We start from the raw sequence: 19,792 nt of genomic DNA on the forward strand, positions 1-19,792 counted from the left end.
CAACCCATGAAAAAAGCCCCGCACAGCGGGGCTTGGAAGGGTCAACGGCAGACCGTTCAGTGGGCCGCGAAATCGTGGCGTTGCACGGCACGGCGGGCCGCCCAGTACTGCAGCGCACGTGGCACGATCAGCACCAGCAGCACGATCACCACCAGCGTGAGCGACATAGGGCGCTGCAGGAAGATCCAGAAGCTGCCCTCGCCGATCGACACGGCGTTGCGCATCTGGGCTTCGGCCAGCGGGCCCAGGATCATGCCGACCACCACGGGGGCCGTTGGGAAGTCAAAGCGGCGCATCAGCACGCCCAGCAGACCAATGCCATACAGCAGGAACAAATCGAACGTGCTCTGGCGCATGCCATAGGCACCGACGGTGGCGAAAATCAGGATCCCGGCGTACAGCTGTGGGCGGGGAATCTTCAGCAGCTTCACCCACAGGCCCACCATGGGCAGGTTCAGCACCAGCAGCATCAGGTTGCCGATGTACAGCGAGGCGATCAGCGCCCACACCAGGGCACCGGCGCTGCTGAACAGCTGGGGCCCGGGGTTGATACCGTAGTTCTGGAACGCGCCCAGCAGCACTGCCGTGGTGTTGCTGGTGGGAATGCCCAGGGTCAGCAGCGGAATCAGCGCCGCCGTCACCGTGGCGTTGTTGGCCGCCTCGGGACCGGCCACGCCTTCGATGGCGCCCTTGCCGCCGAACTCGGCCTTGTCCTCGCCCTTGGCCAGCTTCTTCTCGGTGGCGTAGCTCAGGAAGGTCGGGATCTCCGTCCCGCCGGCGGGAATGCAGCCAAACGGCGTGCCGATGATGGTGCCGCGCAGCCAGGCCGGCACGGAACGCTTCCAGTCACGGCGCGTCATGTGCACGCGCGTCACCTTGTTCTGCGACTGGTCGACCTTGCCTTCGTACAGGGCGGCGTACAGCACCTCAGCCACGGCGAACAGGCCCACGGCCACCAGCACGATGTCCACGCCGTCCATCAGTTCCATCTTGCCGCCGGTGTAACGGGCCGAACCGGTGATCTGGTCCATGCCCACGCACCCCAGGGCCAGGCCGACGAACAAGGCCGTCATGCCGCGCAGGCTGCTTTGCCCCAGCACCGCGCTCACGGTGGTGAAGGCCAGCACCATCAGCATGAAGTACTCGGGCGGGCCCAGGCGCACGGCAAAGTCCGCCACAGTGGGCGCGAACAGCGTCACCACCACGGTGGCCACCGTGCCCGCCACGAAGGAGCCGATGGCCGCCGTGGCCAGCGCCGCGCCGGCGCGGCCACTCTTGGCCATCTTGTTGCCCTCCATGGCCGTGACCATGCTGGCGGTTTCCCCCGGCGTGTTCAGCAAGATGGAGGTGGTCGAGCCCCCGTACATGGCACCGTAGTAGATGCCCGAGAAGAAGATCATGGAGGCGGTGATTTCCACCTTGGCCGTGATTGGCAGCAGCATGGCCACGGCCACGGCGGGGCCGATGCCCGGCAGCACGCCCACGGCCGTGCCCAGGGCGCAGCCCAGCAGCGCCCACAGCAGATTGATCGGAGTGGCCGCCGTGGCAAAGCCTTGCATCAGTGCGTCGAACATGTCCATCACAGCCACCCTGTTTCCGTCAGACCTGGCAGGTTGATGGCCAGGAACTGTGTGAAGGCCCAGAACACAGGGGCCGCAATCGTGAAGCCCACCAGCACGTCCTTGAGCAGGGCCTTGCCGCTCAGGGTGCCCGTCTGGCCCTGGGCCCGGCGCAGGCCTTGCACGGCCAGGGTGAAGCACAGCGTGCAGCTGATGATGAAGCCCAGGTGCTCGATCAGTCCGGCATTGAGCAGCAGACCCGCAGAGACCCAGACGAAGGGGCCGACATCGGCCTTGGCACTGCCGCCGGGCTCACCTGCCTTGCGGTAACCCCCAGTCAGGGCCTCCCACACCAGCCAGACGCCGCACAGGGCCAGCACTGCGGCACACAACCAGGGCAGAAAACTGGGGCCTACTCCGCCGTAGCCGGCGTCGCCGGCAATCTGGCTGGCACCGACGCCCATGCCCACGGCGACCAGCACCACCCCCACGCCCACGGCGGCTTGCCAGCGCGCGGACGGAATTGCACTGTGCCAGGCCGGCTCGGCGGGCACAGGGTTCAAGCTCTCAGACATGCAGAGCTCCTTTAAGAGAGAAATCAGGCTCTAGCGCTTGTGCAGCAAGCGCTTTCAGCTATCAAGTTCTGCAGCACGGCGCACGCACCGTGCTGCAGGACCGCGCGTTACACCATGCCGGCGCGGGTCATGGTGTCTTGCAGGCTGCTGAACTCCTTGTCCACAAAGGTGGCGAAGGCATCGCCGGCCAGCCATGCCGGGGTCCAGTCGTTCTTCTTCAGGGCTTCCTGCCAGACCGCGCTCTTGGTGGCCTTTTCCAGCTTGGCGATCAGCTCGTCGCGCTGCTGCTTGCTGATGCCGGGGGCGCCGTAGACACCGCGCCAGTTGCCGATTTCCACGTCAATGCCCTGCTCCTTCAGCGTGGGTACGTCCAGCGACGGCAGGCGCTCGGCCGAAGTCACGCCCACGGGCTTCATCTTGCCGCTGGCGATGTACTCGGCAAACTCGCTGTAGCCGCTGCCGCCGATGGTGACGTTGCCACCCAGGATGGCCGAGATCGCCTCGCCGCCCCCACGGAAAGCCACGTAGTTGATCTTGGCGGGGTCCACGCCCACGGCCTTGGCAATCATTGCAGCCGCAATGTGCTCGGTCGATCCGCGCGAGCCACCACCCCACTTCACACTGCCGGGGTCTTTCTTGAGCTGGGCGATCACCTCGCCCATGTTCTTGAACGGCGAATTGGCGGGCAGCACGAACACGTTGTATTCGCTGGTCAGTCGCGCCAGGGGCGTCACCTGCTTGAGGGTCACCGGGGGCTTGCCGGTGATGATGCCGCCCAGCATGACCGCGCCCATCACCATCAGGGCGTTCGCATCGTTCTTGCTGCCGTTGACGAACTGCGCCAGGCCGATGGCACCGGCCGCGCCGCCCTTGTTGTCATAGGTCACCGACGAGGCCACACCCGCATCCTGCAAGGCCTTGCCCAGAGCACGGCCCGTGGTGTCCCAGCCGCCACCGGGATTGGCGGGCAGCATCATCTTCATGGCAGCAGCCTGGGCCCAGCTGGTGGGGACGGTGCCGGCCACCGCCAGGGCAGCCATGCTCTTCAAGAAAGTATCGCGTCGCATCATCTTGTCTCCTGTTTATAGGTTCGTCGTCAGGAAAAGCAGCACCAGCCGCAACCTGCACTGCTTGAGCAGCATGATGCGGCGACTGCCTGTCAAATGGCTGTCCTGCAGGGGCCGTGAAAACCCCAAGCTGCACAGCGACAAAACCCGGTCGCCGCAGTGCTAACGTGCCGCCCATGCACATTCTCCTGGTCGAAGACGATCCCGCCATGCAAACCAGCCTGCAGCGCGCCCTGGCGCGCCGCGGCATCCATGTCAGCCTGTGCGCGGACGGGCTGCAGGCCATCCCGCAGTGGCAGGCCCTGCAACCCGACGTGGTGGTGCTGGACCTGACGCTGCCCGGCCAGGATGGCCTGCAGGTGCTGGAGCACCTGCGCGCGCTGCGCGCCACCACGCCGGTGCTGATCCTGACCGCGCGCAGCACCGTGGGCGACCGCGTGCTGGGCCTGAACGCCGGGGCCGACGACTACCTGGCCAAGCCCTTCGACCTGGACGAACTGGAAGCACGCCTGCGTGCCCTGGAGCGGCGCGCCCAGGGCGCGGGCGGCACCTCCGCCCAGGCCGACCATGACAGCTTCGGCACCCTGCGCCTGGACCGCGCCAGCGGCGCCATCTACCACCTGGGCCTGCCCATGGACTTCACGCCGCGCGAGCGGGCGCTGATGCTGGCCCTGCTGGCACGCCCGGGCCAGGCCATCGCCAAGGAGCGCCTGTACGAGCTGGTCTTCCCCGGCGAGGTCGACGTCAAGTACGAAGCCATCGAGGTGGTGGTCTACCGCCTGCGCAAGAAGCTGTCCGGCACCGGCATGGACCTGGTCACGCTGCGCGGCCTGGGCTACCTGCTCAAGCCCACGCCGCCGGGGGCCGCGGCATGAGCGAGGCCCAGCACCGCGGCATCTGGTCCTTGCGCAGCCAGCTGCTGGTGGGCATCTTGCTGCCGGTGATCGCCTGTATCGCGCTGAACATGCTGTGGTCCTACCGCGCCTCGCTGCAGGCGCTGCACACCGCCTACGACCGCACGCTGCTGGCCTCGGCCAAGACGATCGGCGAGCAGCTGGACGTGGACGGCTATGACGAGCACGCCCGCATCCACGCGCTGGTGCCGTATTCGGCGCTGGAGGCCTTCGAGGCCGACACCCACACGCGCCTGTACTACCGCGTGTCCAGCCTGGATGGGCAGCTGATCTCCGGCTTTGACGACCTGCCCTTCTGGCGCGGCAGCATCCCGGCCCAGCCCCCCTACGCGGCCCTGGTGGACTTCTACGACAGCAGCTACCGCGACCAGCCGGTGCGCATCGCCGTGCTGCTGCAACCCGTGTCCAGCGCCACGGGGCGCAGCATGGCCGTGATCCAGGTGGCCGAAACCCTGCAGCTGCGCCACAACCTGGCCTGGAACCTACTGACCGAGACCCTGTGGCAGAACGCCGTGCTCCTGGGCCTGCTGGTGCTGACCATCATGATCGTCGTGCAGCGCGTCACGCGCGCCGTGCGCGAGGTCGGCCACGCCATCGGCCAGCGGCCGCACCATAATTTCCAACCGCTGCAGCGCGACGCCGTGCCGCGTGAGCTGCAGCCCTGGATCGACGGCATGAACCGCGCCATCGAGCGCCTGCGCGAACTGCTCAGCCACCAAAAGCGCTTTGTGCGCGATGCCTCGCACCAGCTGCGCACCCCGCTGGCGGTGCTGAAGGTGCAGGTGCAGTCGGCCCGCCAGGGCGACATGCCGCCCGCCACGGCCTTGCAGGAACTCGAGGCCACCGTGGACCGTGCCACGCAGCTGGCCAACCAGATGCTGTCGCTGGCCAAGGTGGAACAGCTGCGCCAGCAGCCGCAGGCCGCCACCGCCACCGGCTGGGACGCCATCGTGCGCGAGGTGGCGCTGGACCTGGCCCCGCTGATCGCCGACAAGATGCTGGACTTCGAGCTGCGCGCCGACACGCCCGTGCCGCTGTCCGCACACGAATGGATGCTGCGCGAGCTGGTGCGCAACCTGCTGCACAACGCCATCCGCCATGCGCCACCGGGCAGCGCCCTGCTGGTCACGCTGACCCCGCAGGCCGACAGGCAGCACGCCTGCCTGCACATCATCGACCAGGGCCCGGGCCTGTCCGAAGAGCTGCTGCAGCGCCTGTACCAGCCGTTTTCGGCCGGGGACACGCGCAATGGCTCCGGCCTGGGGCTGGCCATCTGCCTGGAAATCGTCCAGGCGCTGCACGGCCGCCTGGAGCTGCACAACCGCCAGCAGGGCCCGCGCATCCTGGGCCTGGAGGCCATGGCCTGCCTGCCCATGGCCCCGGCCGAGGGCGCCTGAGGGCGGCCGCCCGCGCCCGCAATAACCTCGAACCCTGAGCGGTTATCGCCCGGTTTTTGCGGGCCCGGGGAACGGTGGCCGCAACGCCCGCCCGGCCCATGCGCCTGGGGCGCTATGCATAGCGAAGCACTCTGCTGTAAGACATAAATCCCAAGCAATCCTAAGCCCATCCTGCACATCGCGCTATCAAAAATATCAGCAGAATGCCCGTTTCGCCGCGCATGCCGGGTGCATGCGCGCAGCCGCAACAACATTCGATAGCACAGGCAGGAAACAACAATGGGTGAAGCGCAGCAGGACAAGGCCGCACGGGTCGTGATCGTGGGGGGTGGGGTCGCGGGGCTGGAAATCGCCTCGGCACTGGGCAAGCTGCGCGACCCGCACACCGCCTCGGTGACCCTGGTCGATGCCGATTCCGCCCACGTCTGGAAGCCCATGCTGCACACGATTGCCGCCGGCACGCGCGACCTGGCGCAGCAGCAGACCACCTACCTGGCCCAGGCCACGGACGCCCGCTTCGCCTACCAGCCCGGCGCCATGGAAGGGCTGGACCGCGCACGCAAGGAAATCATCCTGTCCGCCATCTGTGCCCCCGACGGGCGTGAAATGGTGCCCGCGCGCCGCATCGGTTACGACAAGCTGGTCATCGCTGTCGGCAGCGGGGCCAACGACTTCGGCACGCCCGGCGTGCTGGAGCATTGCTACATGATCGATTCGCGCCGCAAGGCCGACGACTTCAACCGCGAAATCCGCCTGCGCATGGTGCGCGGCATGACCGAGGGCGAGACCCTGCAGGTGGCCATCGTCGGCGCCGGCGCCACCGGCGTGGAGCTGGCAGCCGAGCTGGTGCAGCTGTCCGAAAGCGCCGAAGCCTATGGCGCGCTGGGGCGGGCCGCCAAATTCCGCATCGTGCTGATCGAGGCCGGGCCGCGCATCCTGCCCAGCTTCCCCGAGGAGATCTCCCAGGCCACCCAGCAGCGCCTGGAGCACCTGGGCGTGCGGGTGCTGGTCGGCCGCCGCGTGCAGGCGGCACTGGCCAACGGCCTGCTGCTGGATGGCGACGAGGTCATCCCCGCCGGGCTCAGCGTCTGGGCCGCCGGCGTGAAGGCGCCCAGTTTCCTGGCCCAACTGGGCCTGCCCGTCACGCGCGGCAACCAGTTGATCGTGAACGACGACCTGCAGACCGCCGACCCCGACATCTACGCCGTGGGCGACTGCGCCAGCTACACCCTGCCCGGCCAGAGCACACCGCTGCCGCCCACCGCCCAGGTGGCCCACCAGCAGGCGCGCTACCTGATCGAACTGCTGCCCAAGGTGCTGGCCAGCCGCCAGCCGTATGCCGGCAAGGGCTTTGCCTACCGCGACTTCGGGGCGCTGGTGTCGCTGGCCAACTACGACGCCTATGGCTCGCTGGGCAAGTTCGGGCTGTTCAACGGCGGCATGATCAAGGGCCGGCTGGCCATGCTCAGCCACATCTGGCTGTACCGCTCGCACCAGGCGCGCCTGTACGGCTTCTGGCGCGGCGGCCTGCTGTGGCTGGTGGATTTGATGAACTCCCGCCTGCGCCCCACCATCCGGCTGGATTGACCCCAAGCGCCGCTAACCCCCAGCCCATCGAAGATTGGCGTCCGAGACGCAGCGTAAAGCCGCAGGCAGTCCCCGCGTACGACCAGGCCCAGCAACGACGTACCAGGGGTCACGCTAGTGGGTATAAAAAATGGAGCTGACCACGCAGCCCCTCCGCGCTTTTCAGAACGATTCGCTTTGAAATGCAGGCGGAAGGCGCGCAGTCAGCTCCTTTTTTTGAAAAAGCTTCAGCCGGCCTTGGTAGCCACGCCGGCCGAGGTGAAGCTGGCCATCTCGCGCAGGATGGCGCAGGCCGCGGGCAGCAGCGGCCAGGCTGCCGCCGCCCCGGAACCCTCGCCCAGGCGCAACTGCCAGTCCAGCAAGGGCCGCGCACCCAGCGCCTGCAGCAGCAGGGTGTGGCCGGGCTCGCCGGAGCGGTGGGCGTACACGCAGCGCTGCAGCACCGCAGGCTGCAGGCGGCTGGCCACCAGCACCGCCGCCGTGGTGATGAAGCCATCGACCACGATCACGCGCCGCTCGGCCGCGGCCTGCAGCACGGCGCCGACCATGGTCGCCACCTCCAGCCCACCCATGGCGGCCAGCACCGGCAGCGGCTCGGTCACGGCGGCATGCGTCTGCAGCACCTGCAGCAGCAAAGCGATCTTGCGTTGCACGCCCTGCGGATCCAGGCCCGTGCCCATGCCCGTGACCTCCGCCACGGACACACCGCACAGCCGCGACAGCAGCAGCGAGGCGGTGGAGGTGTTGCCAATCCCCATCTCGCCCAGCAGCAAGGCATTGCCCGGCAGGCGCTTGACCAGCTCCACCCCGTTGCGGATGGCCAGCGCGCATTCCTGCTCGGTCATGGCTGGACCCTGGCTGCAGTCCTGCGTGCCATAGGCCACCTTGCGACGCCACAGGCGCGGCTGGCCGGCCTTGGGCAGCTTGTCCTCGGGGTCCTGCTCGCGGGCGGCAAAGTCGCGCGCCACGCCGCAGTCCACCACATTCAGGGCAATGCCATGCTGGCGCGCCAGCACGCTCACGGCCGCGCCGCCGGCCATGAAGTTCTCCACCATCTGCCAGGTCACGTCCACGGGGTAGGCCGACACACCGCGCGCCGCCAGGCCATGGTCGGCCGCAAACACCACCATCTGCGGCGCCTCCAGCACCGGGGTGTCGCTGCCCAGGATGCAGGCCAGGCGGTGCGCCAGCTGCTCCAGCACGCCCAGGGAGCCCACGGGCTTGGTCTTCACGTCCAGCAAGCCCTGCACATGGGCGGCAAATGTGGCGTCCTCGATCGAAGCCACGTCAGGAATCACGGTCGACATTTCCATCCCTCATCACACACAAAAAAGGCGCTCCAGCGCCCGGGCCCAAGTATGCGCCTGCGTCCATGGCCTTGCCCCGCACCACATCAATCGCGGGCAAGAAAAAACCCGGCCAGGCCGGGTCGGGGGTACTGGGCAGCGCAGGCGCTTACTTGCGCATCGGCTCCATGGGCTGGGGCATCGGCTGCTGCATCATGGGCGCGTGCGGCATGGGCTGCTGCATCATGTGGGGGTGCTGGGCGGGCGGTGCGGCGGGCACCTCGATGGTCTGGGTGTATTCGCGGATCACCCCCCCGCCCTCGACGCTGCCGGAGAGCTGCGGTTGCTGCACGCGCGCCACACAGGCACTGCGGTCCAGCTCCTTGAAGATGTCGCAGCGGCGCAAGGCGTTGCGCTGCAGTTCATCCATGCCCATGCCCGGGGGGTTGACCGGCCCCTGCCCGCGGCGCTGTTCCGCCGCGACGGCCGCGGCCTCGCGCTGCTGCGGGCTCATGGCCGTGCCCTGGGTCCCGTGGTGCGGCATGGCGCGATGGTGCGGCGCCTTGGCCGGATGGTGGGGGGCTGCAGGGTGGTGCGCCCCAGGGGTGAGCGCAGCGGGAGCGGACGCGGGAGCAGCGGTTTGCGCCTGGGCCAAGCTTGCGCCGGCCAGTGCCACCATGCACAGGCCCAGGCGCCAGGAAGGGGTCCATTGCAACTTCATCAAAGCATTCTCCTTGGATGACAAACAATGCCAACAGCATGCCTGCCATGGCCCGGCATGGACTATCAGCCCAGCCCGCCCAGCCTTGCAGGCACAAGCCTACAACCGTAGCACCCGCTTACACCTCTTGCGCAAACCAGGCCTGCACGCCCTCGGCCAGGCGGGCAAACACCACCTCCAGCGACGGGGCCTGGGCGCCGAACAAGGCCTGGACAAAGGCCGTGTTCTCCAGCATGCCGTGCCAGTAGGTGCCCCAAATGTGGCCGGGGCCGTTCTGCCAGACCAGGCCCGGCACCACCTCCCGGGAACGCTGCGGCTGGCCGGCCTCCATGTCGGTGCGCAGCTGCGTCTGGCCGTGGTGGATTTCATAGACGTCCAACGCCATGCCCGCCAGCGACGACCAGGGCCCGTGCAGCGCCGGCAGGTGCACGCGCACGCGGCGCACGGTCTTGTCCGGCGCAAACAGCGTGACCAGTGGCAGCAGGCCCAGGCCGGCGGCGTTACCGTCCACACCGTGCAGGTCGATCAGGGCCTCGCCCAACATCTGCAGCCCCCCGCAAATGCCCAGCACCCGGCGCCCGGCATGGGCATGCGCCACGACCGCAGCGTCCAGCCCCTGGCTGCGCATCCAGTCCAGGTCGGCCGCCGTGGCCTTGGAGCCCGGCAGGATCACCCAGTCCGCACCCTGCAGTTGGGCCGGGCTGCGCGCCCAGACCACGCGCACGCCGGGCAGGTTCAGCAACGGCTGGAATTCATCGTGGTTGCTCATGCGCGGATAGGCCACGATGGCCACCGTGGTGTGGATGGCCCCGGCGCCCGTGCTGCGGGCATCGAACACGCCGTCCTCCTCGGGCAGGCCATGGTTCCACTGCATGGGGATGGTGGCCACCGTGGGCACGCCGGTACGCTCCTGCAGCATCTGCGGCGCCGGGGCCAGCAGGCGTGCATCGCCCCGGAACTTGTTGAGCACGAAGCCGCGCAGCAAGGCCTGCTCCTCGGGCGGCAGCAGGGCCCAGGTGCCGTACAGGTGGGCGAAGGCGCCGCCCCGGTCGATGTCCGCCACCAGCAGGCAGTGCGCCTGGCCATGCCGGGCCACGCGCATGTTGACCACATCGCTGCTGTGCAGGTTGATCTCGGCCGGGGAGCCGGCCCCCTCGATCACCACCACGTCGTTCTCGGCCCGCAGGCTGTCCAGGGCCTGGGCAATCTGCGGCCACACGTGCTGGCTGCGCCCGCGCCAGGGCATGGCCGACAGCGCGGCATCCACCTGGCCCAGCAGCACCACCTGGCTGCGCGTGTCGGCCTCGGGCTTGAGCAGCAGCGGGTTCATGCGCACATCGGGCACGCAGCCGGCGGCCAGGGCCTGCAGGTACTGGGCCGTACCGATCTCGCCCCACTGCCCGTCCGGCGTGGCCACCACGCGGGCGTTGTTGCTCATGTTCTGCGCCTTGAAAGGCGCCACCTTGTAGCCCTGGGCGCGGTACCAGGCGCACAGGGCCGTGGCCACCCAGCTCTTGCCGGCGTTGCTGCTGGTGCCCAGCACCATGACGCACAGGGCCTGGGTCTGCCCGGGCTGCGGCCGCGGCAGGCGGACGGGATCGAATGCGGTCGGACTCATGCCAACTCCTTGAGGTTCATCGCCGCCCAGGCCTGCGCCAGGGCCTGCTGGGAGGCCGGCGGCAGCACGCCCAGGCGCACACAGCCGGGCAGGCCAAAGCTGTGGGCATCGCGCAGCTTGATGCCCTGCGCGCGCAACACGGCCAGGGCCTGCGCCATGCGCGCCTGCCCGTCCTGGGGCCAGCGCGCCACGAAATAATTGGCCCGGTGCCCCGGCAGCACCTGCCAGCCCAGCCGGGCACACAGCTGCACTTGCTGCGCCTTCCAGGCCCGCAGCTGCACCAGGCTGGCCTGCAGCCAGGCCTGCACCGGCGGGGTGGTCCAGGCCTGCAGCATGGCCACGCCGTGGGCCCCCACCACCCAGGAGGGGGCCAGATCGCGCAGCGCCGCCAGCTCCTGCGGCGTGGCCTGTACGGGCGCAATCGCGTAAGCGGCGCGCACCCCGGTCATGCCCAGGGCCTTGTTGGGGGTCCACATCTGCCACACGTGGTCCAGGTTCGGCTGCACCGCGGCCGGCTCCAGCTGCAACGGGACATAGGCGCAGTCCAGCACGCGCCAGGCCCCCGCCGGGGCCGGCGATGGCCACAGCGGCCAGACGTCCTCGTCCAGGCCCAGGGGGCTGGACGGGGCACAGGCCCAGTGCAGCCCGGGGCCACCCGCGTGCGGGCTGCGCGGAACCACCGGCAACTGCCACAGACGCGCGGCATGCGGGTAGTCGCCATAGTGGTGCGGCGGCAGGCTGACCTGGCGGGCCCCGCTGCGCACGGCATGCAGGGTCAGGCGGTGGATGCATTCGCTGGCACTGCCGGCCAGCAGCACGCGCGCCGGGTCCACGCCGTGGAAGGCCGCGAGGGCTGCGCGCAGGTCGGTGTAGGCCGGGTCCGGGTACTGGGCCACGTGCGCGGCCTGCAGCGCCGCCACGACCTGCGGGCACGGGCCGCAGGCATTGCGATTGGTGGAAAAATCGTGCGCCGGCACGCCCAGTGCGTCCGTGCCACCGTGGATCTGGGCCTCAGCCATGGGCGATCACCCCCAGGCCCAGCAGCACCACCAGCGCGGCCACCGCGCAGGCCCCGACCACGCGCGCGGCCAGGCCCACGGCCTGCTGCACCTGCGCGGCCTGGGGCACCTGGCCCTGCGGGTTCAGCACATAGACGCCGGGCTTGCCCAGGCGCACGCCCAGGGCCAGCGCCATGCAGCCCATGGGCCAGCCGCCATTGGGCGAAGGCGTGATGGCCGCATCGCGGCGCAACGCGGACCAGGCCACGCCATGTGCCACGCCGGCCAGCAGCAGGGCCGTCAGGCGCGCAGGCAACCAGTTCAGCACATCGTCCGCACGCGCTGCCCATTTGCCGGCCCACTGCCAGTGGCGGCGCTGCGCGCCCTGCCCGCGCCAACCCGGGTAGCCCCACATGGCATCGGCGGTGTTGGCCAGCCGGTACAGCGCCGCGCCCGGCAGGCCGGCCAGCAGGAACCAGAACAAGGGAGCGATGACGGAGTCGCTGAGGTTCTCAGCCAGGGTCTCGATCACGCTTTCGCGCACCGTGCCCGCGTCCAGCTGCGTGGTGTCGCGGCTGACCAGCCAGGACAGGCGCTCGCGCCCTGCGGGCAACGACTGCTGCAGGGCGGCCTCGACGGCCAGCACCTCGTCCTGGAGCATGCGCCACGCCAGCAGCGGCTTGAGCAGCACGCCCAGCACCAGGCCCTGCCCCCACCAGGCCTGCGGTGGCAACAGCCACTGGCACAGGGCATAGACCACAAAAAAGAGAGCTGCCAGCGCGCACCACGCGGTCATTCCCAGTACAAAAGACCTGTAATCCCTGGTTCTTTCAGCGCAGGGCGCTATCCATTTACCCAAGGCCCCCAGCAGCTTGCCCATCAGCACCACGGGGTGCAGCCACACAGGGGGTTCGCCCCACAGGCGGTCCAGCAGCAGGGCCACCAGCACCGCCAGCGCGGCCGACATGAGTTGCTGCGCCCAGAAAAGCTGCGAGGCGCCCTCGGCGCCCCACAGTTGCCAGGCCCAGGCCAGCGGGCTCAGGGCCACGGCCAGCACGGCCGTCACATCCATAGCGATCATTCCATCTCGGCCGGTGGCGGGGTCTGCGGCGCCTGCCCCCAGCGTTCTTCAAACAGCATGTCCTGCAGGGGCGCGCGGGCGGCCCACTTTTCCTGCTGCAGCATGGGTTCGGCGTAATAGGCCTGCACCGGCCCCAGGCACAGCACGGCCAAGGGGTAGCTGCCGGCCGGCATCTCCAACAACTGGGCCAGGGCCTGCGGGTCGTAGATCGACACCCAGCCCATGCCCAGCCCTTCGGCGCGCGCGGCCAGCCACAGGTTCTGGATGGCGCAGGCGGCCGAGGCCAGGTCCATCTCGGGCATGGTGCGGCGACCGAACACATGGGCCTCGCGCCCGGGCGGCAGGGCCACCACCAGCAGCTCAGCAGCGTCCAGCACGCCCTGCACCTTGAGCTGCATGAAATCTTCCTCGCGCTCGCCCAGGGCCTGGGCGGTGAGCACGCGCTCCTGCTCCACCAGCGTGTGGATGCCTTCGCGCAGCGCGCGCTCCCGCACGCGGATGAAGCGCCACGGCTGCATGAAGCCCACGCTGGGCGCATGGTGGGCGGCGCGCAGCAGGCGCAGCAGCACCTCGTCACTGACCGTGCCGCCGGCAAAGTGGCGCATGTCGCGCCGCTCATGGATGGCGCGGTAGACGGCCGCCCGCTCGCTGTCCGTGAACGCGGTGGCGGCAATCGTGCGGTAGTGGTCGAGGTCGTGGGTGTCGTTCATGCTGCGATTGTCAGTCTTCGATGCCCCGCTGCGCAGGGACCCCCGCCTGGAAGGCGTGCTTGATCATCTGCATCTCGGTCACGGTATCGGCCATATCGATGATTTCCTGCGGGCAGCGGCGGCCCGTCAGGCAGACGTGCACGTCCTTGGGGCGCGCACGCAGAGTGTCGAGCACCTCCTGCAGGGGCAACCAGCCATAGATCAAGGGATACGTCACTTCGTCCAGCACCACCAGGAAATAGTCACCCGACAGGATGTCGGCCTTGGCCTTGTCCCAGCCTTCGCGGGCCAGCTGCGCCGACTGCTCCAGGTCCTTGCTCTTCCAGCTGAAGCCATCGCCCAGGCCCTGCACGGGCAGGCCCACCTGGTCGGCCAGGCGGTGCTCGCCAAAGCGTGCCGTGGGCACCTTCATGAACTGGTAGACCTTGACGGCCTTGCCACGGCCCGTTGCACGGAAGGCCAGGCCAAAGGCCGCCGTGGTCTTGCCCTTGCCATTGCCGGTGTTGACGATGACCAGGCCGCGGCGCTCGCCATCGGGCTTCTCGTAGGGTTTGGTGGAAGGTGGGGTTTCGATTTGCATAACAGAAGGGTCCCCGCGTGCAGCGCACGCCGGGTGAACAAGGTCCTGGCATCCAGGAAAAAAGCAAGGCACGGCGTGCCCTGCACGGGTAGCGGGTACCCACCGGCCGCGCGCAGGACGCCGCACCGGTGGAACGGGGCACGGGCGCACAGGGGATGTGCGCCCGCCGGCTTCAGACGGCCTGGTAGACGCGGCGCTCCAGCACGGCGCTGCCCTGCAGGCGGCGCCAGGACTTGGCCGCGGCCAGCACGGCCAGATCGATCAGGGGCTCCAGCAGCACCACGGTCATGTAGGCCGCGCCAAAGCTGCCGATGCTGGCGAGGTTCTCTGCGCCCACACCATGGCCGTAGATCGCCCAGAAGCCCACCCACAGCACAATGCCGCCCTGGTAGGCCACCGACAGCTTGAAGGTCTGGGCATAGCTCAGGTCCACATAGGCCATGTCGGCCGGAATCACCCGGCGCGCCAACACGGCCGTGGCGAACAGCGGCACCAGCAAGGTGGTCACGTTCATGCCGTACTGCGGCAGATCCTGCGGCGCAAAGAACAGGCTTTGCACCAGCAGGCCGGCCGCCAGGCCGATGGCCGCCGGTGCTGCGCCGAAGATGAGCAGCAGCGTGGTGCCCAGGATCAGGTGCACCTCGGACACCCCGACCGGGTGGTGCGGAAACACTTCAAAGAAGGCAAACACCAGGGCCGTGGCCACCACCGAGCGCAGCAACAGGGCCTGCACGCTGTTGCTGCGCACCATGTCCCAGGCCAGCTTGGCGGTATAGGCCAACGCCGCCGTGGCCGTGGCATAGCTCAGCAGAATCTTGGTTCCATCGACGAGACCGGGTTCGATATGCATCGCAGATTTCCTTTCAGAGTGGGTGCTTGCGAAGAAGCGGGAGGGACGAAAAAACAGGGTTCAGCCGGGCAGTGCCATCCACATGTCCTCGACCTGGCGGATGCGGATGCGCTGGTCGAACACCGCCTCCAGCGCGGCGTGCGTGGCCGCATCGTGCGTGGCGCCCTGGTGCAGCACCCGCCCGGCCTGCATGACCAGCATGTGGTCGGACTGCAGGGCAATGCCCAGCTCGTGCAGCACGCTGACCACGGTATGGCCTTGGCGCACCAGTTGCTGCACGGTCTGCATCCAGTCGCTCTGGTGCGGCGGGTCCAGGTTGGCCAGGGGCTCATCCATCAGCACCACCTGCGCCTGCACGGCCAGGGTGCGGGCCAGCAGCACGCGCTGGCGCTCGCCCCCGGACAGTTCGGCCAGCGGGCGATGGCGCCAGTCCCAGGCCTGCGTCATCTCCAGGCACTGCCGCACCACGGCGTGGTCGTAGGCACTGGGGGGGGCCAGCCAGGCTTGGTGGGGCAGGCGTCCCAGCATGACCACGTCATAGCTGCACAGCTCCTGCGCCACCGCTTCGTTCTGCCCCATCCAGGACAGGGCGCGCGCACGCTGCCGGCCCGACCATGCGGCCAAGGGGCGGCCCAGCAGGTCCAGTTGGCCCTGCCAGGCCTTGCGCGGCTGCAAACCCGCCAGGGCCCGCAGCAGCGTGGATTTGCCGGCGCCGTTCGGGCCGACCACGGCGGTCCAGCGCTGGGCCGGCACCTGCACCTGCACACCATGCAGCAGCAGCTGGGCACCGGCGGACACCCGCAGGTCACGCGCCTGCAGGGCGGGGGATGACGTCAAGATGGGCACCTCGGTCATGGTCTAGCCCCGCACCTGCCGGGCCGCATGGCCCCGGTGCATCAGCCACAGCAGGTAGCTGCCGCCCAGCAAGGCAGTCAGCACGCCCACGGGCAATTCCTCGGGCGCCATCACCCAGCGCGCCAGGATGTCGGCCACCAGCAGCACCACGCCGCCCATCAGACTGGCCAGCCAGATGCTGCGGGCATGGCCCACGCGCACCATGCTGCGCACCAGGTGGGGCGCGGCCAGGCCCACAAAGGCGATCAATCCGGTCTGCGCCACCGCCGTGCCCGTGGCCAGCGCCATCACGGCGATCAGGCCGGCGCGCATGGGCGCCAGCGGCAGGCCCAGGCTGGCGGCCGTGGATTCGCCCAGCGTCAGCGCATCCAGCACCCGGGACAAGGCCCAGGCCACGCCGCTGCACAGGGCCCAGGCCCCGAGCAGCAGCGCGCAGGCCGGCCAGCCGATGAAGGCCGTGCTGCCCAGGCCAAAGGCCTTCATGGGCTGCAGGATGTCGGGGTAGCGCAGCTCCAGCATGTCGCGCACGGCGCCCAGCACCACGCCCACCACCACACCGGCCAGCAGCATGCGCAGGCTGTTTTGCACGCCCTGCGCCAGCACCAGCGTCAGCACCACCGCTGCGGCCGCGCCGGCAAACGCCATGCCGGTCATGCCCAGGCGCTGCATCCAGGCCATGCCGATGGCCGCGGTACCGCTGAGCACCATGGCCAGCGCGCCGCCCAGGGCCGCGCCCGAGGCGCTGCCCAAAAGGTACGGGTCGGCCAGCGGGTTGCGAAACAGCCCCTGGGCCACGGCACCCGCCAAGCCCAGCAAGGCCCCGGCAAGCCAGGCGCCCAGGGTGCGCGGCAGGCGGATGTCCCAGACGATCTGCTGCACCACCGGGTCGTCCCGCAGCGACCACATGCTTTCCCAGCCGGTGCTGCCCACGCTGGCGCCCAGAAGCAGCAACACGGCGGTCAGCGCCAGCAGGCCTGCGGCCAGCCAGCGGCTGCGCGCGGCTTCGTGCGACAGGGCGCCCTGTGGCGGGTTACGGTGCATGGCGGGGGGCCTTGTCACGCAGGCAGCGGGCGATGATGCGCGCGGCCTCGTCCATGCGGGGGCCGGGGCGCACGACGATGCTGGACTCGCGGGCATCGAAGGCGCAGATGCGCTGCTGCCGAACCGCCTCCAGCGTGGTCCAGCCCGGGTAGGTGTGCGCCAGCTGCATGCTGTGGTTGCCCATCATGATCACGTCGGGGCGGGCGCGCACAATGAATTCGGGGTTTAGGCGCGGAAACGGCCCCATCGCATCGGGCACCACGTTGCGCATGCCCAGGCGCGTCAGCAGCTCGCCGATGAAGGACGATGGCCCGGCCGCAAACGGGCCGCGGCTGACCTCGAAGTACACCCGCCCGCCCTGCACGCCGGCAGGCAGCGTGCGCGCTGCGGCATCGATGCCGTCCTGCATGCGTTGCCACTGCTGCTGCACCTGCGCCGGCGGCAGGCGCAGCAGGTGGCCCACGCTGTGCAGCACGCGCTGCACATCGGCTTGGGTGCGCGGCTCCAGCGCCACGGTGCGCAGGCCCAGGGCCTCCAAGCGCTCCACCACGCGGGCCGAGTTGGACAGCAGCACCACATCGGGCTTGAGGGCGACGATGGCCTCGACGTTCGGGTCCAGGCCGCCGCCCAGCACGGGCAACCTGCGCTGCAGGTCTTCGGGCCAGTTGGAATAGCGGTCCACGCCCACCAAGCGGTCGCAGGCGCCCAGGGCGCAGACGGTTTCCGTCAGCGACGGCAGCAGGCTGACGATGCGCTGCGGCGCCTGCACGCGCGCCACCGGGCGGCCGCGATCATCCTGGGCCCCCAACGCCGCCAGGTCGGTCGCCGGATCGGCGGCCTGGACCTGGCCCAGACCGGCCGCCCACAGGCCCAGCGCCAGCCACAGGCTGCGGCGTGACAGCCGGATCATTTGAGCTGCAGCGGCAAGCCGGCCGCCATCAAGGTGACGTGGCGGCACACCTGCGCCACGTCCTGGTTCAGGCTGCCCAGGGCATCCACGAAGGCACGCACTTCGCGCCCCATGGGAATCACCCCCAGGCCAATTTCGTTGCCCACCACCACCACCGGGCCGGGGCAGGTCGCCAGCACTTCCAAAAACAAAGCACGCTGCGCGCTCCAGTCCTGGGCTGGAGCCTGATCAGACCCAAAATCCACGCCCTCCATGGGCATCATCCAGTGCGTCAGCCACAGGGTCAGGCAATCGACCACCACCAGGGTCTGCGGCTGGCTGCAGGCCTGCAGCGCCTGCGCCAGGGCCCGCGGGGCCTCCTGGGTGCGCATGCCGGGCACGCGGACGGCACGGTCGTCCTGGTGGCGCTGGATGCGCTGGCGCATCTCGGCATCCCAGGCCTGGCCCGTGGCCAGGTAGACGGCCTCGCGCCCGGGAGCGCCGTCCAGCCAGGTGCGCGCCGCCTGCTCGGCCCGGCGGGTCTTGCCGCTTTTCTGGCCGCCCAGGATCAATTCCTGCCAGGGCAGCGCGGGGGCGGAGGGTTGCATCGGAGAAGTCATGGTGTGGAGCGCAAATTATGGCTGTGCGGCCGTGTCCCATTGCACGGGCTCGGCCCCCAGCAAGGCGGCCACGGCACGCGGGTGCGAGGGAAACCAGGCATGGAAGTAACTGGCATGGACGCTGCCGTGCTGGTAGATGGCCTCGCCCTTGTCGGGCGCCACCGGCTGCCGGGGGCGGCTGGTGCGCGCCACCTCGGCCGCCTGGCAGGTGAAGCGCGAGTAATGGAAGGTGTGCCCACGCAGCACCCCACCCTGCAGCGCGCACTGCTGCATGCCCAGGCCGGCCAGGCGTTCCTGCATCCGCGCCTCGCCCGGCAGGATGCCCCACAGCGGCTGGCTCTGGTCCTGGGCATCGGTCATGCGCTGGCCCAGGGCCAGCATGCCGCCACATTCGGCCCACACGGGCTTGCCGGCCTGCACGTGCTGCTGCAGGTCGGCCTGCAGCCCGGTGTTGGCCGCCAGGGTGGCGGCGTGCAATTCGGGGTAGCCACCGGGCAGCCAGACGGCATCGCACACCGGCAGGCGCTCGCCCGCCAGGGGCGAGAAGAAGGCCAGGTTGGCGCCCATGGCCTGCAGGCAGTCCAGGTTGGCGGGGTAGATGAAGCTGAAGGCCGCATCGCTGGCCACGGCCACGGTGCGCCCGCGCAGCCAGGGCTGGGGGGCTGCCACGGGCTGCGCCGGGGCTTCAAACGCCACCGACCAGCGCTGCCAGTCCTGCCAGTCCATGCGCCCCAGGGGCGTGTCGGCCAGGGCATCGGCCGCGGCATTCAGGCGCGCCATGGCATCGGGCAGCTCGTGGGCCGCCACCAGGCCCAGGTGGCGCTCGGGCAGCAACTGCGCGTCCTTGCCCGGCCCCATGCGCTGCAAGCCGCCCAGCCACAGCTGTGGGTCGCGCAGGCTGCTTTGCAGCATCTGCGTGTGCATGCCGGTGGCCACGCGGTTGGCCAGCACGCCGGCCCAGGGCACGCCCGGCTGGTACTGCTGCATGCCCAGCACCAACGCGCCAAAGCTGCCTGCCATGGCCGAGGCATCGACCACCAGCAGCACCGGCACGCCCAGCTGGGTGGCCAGATCGGCCGCGGTGGGGCTGCCGTCAAACAGGCCCATCACGCCTTCGATCAGGATCACATCGGCCTGCGCGGCCGCGGCATGCAGGCGCGCGCGCACCTCGTCCATGCCCACCATCCAGCCATCGAGGTTGTGCACCGTGGCCCCGCTGGCCAGTTGGTGCCAGTACGGGTCCAGGTAATCCGGCCCGCACTTGAAGACCCGCACGCGGCGCCCCTGGCGGGCATGCCAGCGCGCCAGCGCCGCGGTGATGGTGGTCTTGCCCTGGCCCGAAGCGGGGGCGGCAATCAGCACCGCCACGCAGTGGTGCACGGGAGGGGATGGAGGGGTGATCAGTGGTGACATGCAAGCTCTCGGGGGTGCCCGCCAGGGCCAC

19 protein-coding genes are annotated in these 19,792 nt (G+C 69.6%); 3 read left to right on the plus strand and 16 right to left on the minus strand.

Annotated features, from left to right (window positions below):
• Window positions 1–56 precede the first annotated feature (56 nt).
• The 3 genes from CA2_RS09890 to CA2_RS09900 form a co-directional block, all read right to left on the minus strand.
• Window positions 57–1,580, minus strand: a complete 1,524-nt coding sequence (locus tag CA2_RS09890; protein WP_042416104.1) for a tripartite tricarboxylate transporter permease — start codon at window positions 1,578–1,580, stop codon at window positions 57–59.
• On the minus strand, window positions 1,580–2,134 hold the full coding sequence (locus CA2_RS09895; RefSeq protein ID WP_042416107.1) for a tripartite tricarboxylate transporter TctB family protein: 555 nt from the start codon (window positions 2,132–2,134) through the stop codon (window positions 1,580–1,582). The genes CA2_RS09890 and CA2_RS09895 overlap by 1 nt, the downstream gene beginning before the upstream one ends.
• A gap of 107 nt (window positions 2,135–2,241) precedes the next feature.
• On the minus strand, window positions 2,242–3,201 hold the full coding sequence (locus tag CA2_RS09900; RefSeq protein WP_042416178.1) for a Bug family tripartite tricarboxylate transporter substrate binding protein: 960 nt from the start codon (window positions 3,199–3,201) through the stop codon (window positions 2,242–2,244).
• A gap of 176 nt (window positions 3,202–3,377) precedes the next feature.
• On the opposite strand from CA2_RS09900, the gene CA2_RS09905 reads away from it, so the two are divergent.
• The 3 genes from CA2_RS09905 to CA2_RS09915 all read left to right on the plus strand — a co-directional run bounded on the left by CA2_RS09905 (window position 3,378) and on the right by CA2_RS09915 (window position 7,099).
• Window positions 3,378–4,076, plus strand: coding sequence for a response regulator transcription factor (locus tag CA2_RS09905; RefSeq protein WP_042416181.1), 699 nt, complete (start codon window positions 3,378–3,380; stop codon window positions 4,074–4,076).
• The gene (locus tag CA2_RS09910) at window positions 4,073–5,512 is read left to right on the plus strand and encodes a sensor histidine kinase (protein ID WP_042416108.1); all 1,440 of its coding nucleotides are present in this window, start codon (window positions 4,073–4,075) and stop codon (window positions 5,510–5,512) included. Before CA2_RS09905 ends, CA2_RS09910 begins: the two co-directional genes overlap by 4 nt.
• 279 nt (window positions 5,513–5,791) lie before the next feature.
• Window positions 5,792–7,099 carry an NAD(P)/FAD-dependent oxidoreductase gene (locus CA2_RS09915; protein WP_042416111.1) on the plus strand — a complete coding sequence of 436 codons (1,308 nt, stop codon included), beginning with the start codon at window positions 5,792–5,794 and terminating at the stop codon, window positions 7,097–7,099.
• A 227-nt stretch (window positions 7,100–7,326) separates the two neighbouring features.
• Here the strand turns inward: CA2_RS09915 and cobT are convergent, their stop codons facing one another.
• The 13 genes from cobT to CA2_RS09980 form a co-directional block, all read right to left on the minus strand.
• Complete coding sequence (gene cobT, locus CA2_RS09920; protein WP_042416186.1) at window positions 7,327–8,406, minus strand: nicotinate-nucleotide--dimethylbenzimidazole phosphoribosyltransferase; 1,080 nt, start codon at window positions 8,404–8,406, stop codon at window positions 7,327–7,329.
• A gap of 148 nt (window positions 8,407–8,554) precedes the next feature.
• Window positions 8,555–9,106 carry a hypothetical protein gene (locus CA2_RS17195; RefSeq protein ID WP_052369903.1) on the minus strand — a complete coding sequence of 184 codons (552 nt, stop codon included), beginning with the start codon at window positions 9,104–9,106 and terminating at the stop codon, window positions 8,555–8,557.
• A 118-nt stretch (window positions 9,107–9,224) separates the two neighbouring features.
• Complete coding sequence (locus CA2_RS09930) at window positions 9,225–10,724, minus strand: cobyric acid synthase (RefSeq protein WP_042416112.1); 1,500 nt, start codon at window positions 10,722–10,724, stop codon at window positions 9,225–9,227.
• A complete protein-coding gene (locus CA2_RS09935) occupies window positions 10,721–11,743 on the minus strand; it encodes an aminotransferase class I/II-fold pyridoxal phosphate-dependent enzyme (protein WP_042416115.1) in 1,023 nt (340 codons plus the stop codon). The genes CA2_RS09930 and CA2_RS09935 overlap by 4 nt, the downstream gene beginning before the upstream one ends.
• Window positions 11,736–12,803: an adenosylcobinamide-phosphate synthase CbiB gene (cbiB, locus tag CA2_RS09940; RefSeq protein ID WP_042416118.1), complete on the minus strand. Its 1,068-nt coding sequence runs from the start codon at window positions 12,801–12,803 to the stop codon at window positions 11,736–11,738. The genes CA2_RS09935 and cbiB overlap by 8 nt, the downstream gene beginning before the upstream one ends.
• The gene (gene bluB / locus CA2_RS09945; RefSeq protein WP_042416121.1) at window positions 12,800–13,513 is read right to left on the minus strand and encodes a 5,6-dimethylbenzimidazole synthase; all 714 of its coding nucleotides are present in this window, start codon (window positions 13,511–13,513) and stop codon (window positions 12,800–12,802) included. The genes cbiB and bluB overlap by 4 nt, the downstream gene beginning before the upstream one ends.
• Before the next feature lie 10 nt (window positions 13,514–13,523).
• The gene (gene cobO, locus CA2_RS09950; protein WP_042416125.1) at window positions 13,524–14,093 is read right to left on the minus strand and encodes a cob(I)yrinic acid a,c-diamide adenosyltransferase; all 570 of its coding nucleotides are present in this window, start codon (window positions 14,091–14,093) and stop codon (window positions 13,524–13,526) included.
• A gap of 172 nt (window positions 14,094–14,265) precedes the next feature.
• Window positions 14,266–14,943, minus strand: a complete 678-nt coding sequence (locus tag CA2_RS09955) for an energy-coupling factor ABC transporter permease (RefSeq protein WP_042416128.1) — start codon at window positions 14,941–14,943, stop codon at window positions 14,266–14,268.
• A 60-nt stretch (window positions 14,944–15,003) separates the two neighbouring features.
• On the minus strand, window positions 15,004–15,798 hold the full coding sequence (locus CA2_RS09960; RefSeq protein WP_042416131.1) for an ABC transporter ATP-binding protein: 795 nt from the start codon (window positions 15,796–15,798) through the stop codon (window positions 15,004–15,006).
• A gap of 3 nt (window positions 15,799–15,801) precedes the next feature.
• On the minus strand, window positions 15,802–16,839 hold the full coding sequence (locus CA2_RS09965) for a FecCD family ABC transporter permease (protein ID WP_042416133.1): 1,038 nt from the start codon (window positions 16,837–16,839) through the stop codon (window positions 15,802–15,804).
• Entirely contained in the window at window positions 16,829–17,749 is a 921-nt protein-coding gene (locus tag CA2_RS09970; RefSeq protein WP_042416137.1) for an ABC transporter substrate-binding protein, read from the minus strand. Before CA2_RS09970 ends, CA2_RS09965 begins: the two co-directional genes overlap by 11 nt.
• The gene (locus CA2_RS09975; RefSeq protein WP_245620925.1) at window positions 17,746–18,348 is read right to left on the minus strand and encodes a bifunctional adenosylcobinamide kinase/adenosylcobinamide-phosphate guanylyltransferase; all 603 of its coding nucleotides are present in this window, start codon (window positions 18,346–18,348) and stop codon (window positions 17,746–17,748) included. Before CA2_RS09975 ends, CA2_RS09970 begins: the two co-directional genes overlap by 4 nt.
• A gap of 15 nt (window positions 18,349–18,363) precedes the next feature.
• Window positions 18,364–19,761 carry a cobyrinic acid a,c-diamide synthase CobB gene (locus tag CA2_RS09980; protein ID WP_042416142.1) on the minus strand — a complete coding sequence of 466 codons (1,398 nt, stop codon included), beginning with the start codon at window positions 19,759–19,761 and terminating at the stop codon, window positions 18,364–18,366.
• Window positions 19,762–19,792 lie beyond the last annotated feature (31 nt).

The sequence above is a fragment of the Comamonas aquatica NBRC 14918 genome (genome assembly GCF_000739875.1).
Classification (GTDB): Bacteria; Pseudomonadota; Gammaproteobacteria; order Burkholderiales; family Burkholderiaceae_C; genus Comamonas; species Comamonas aquatica.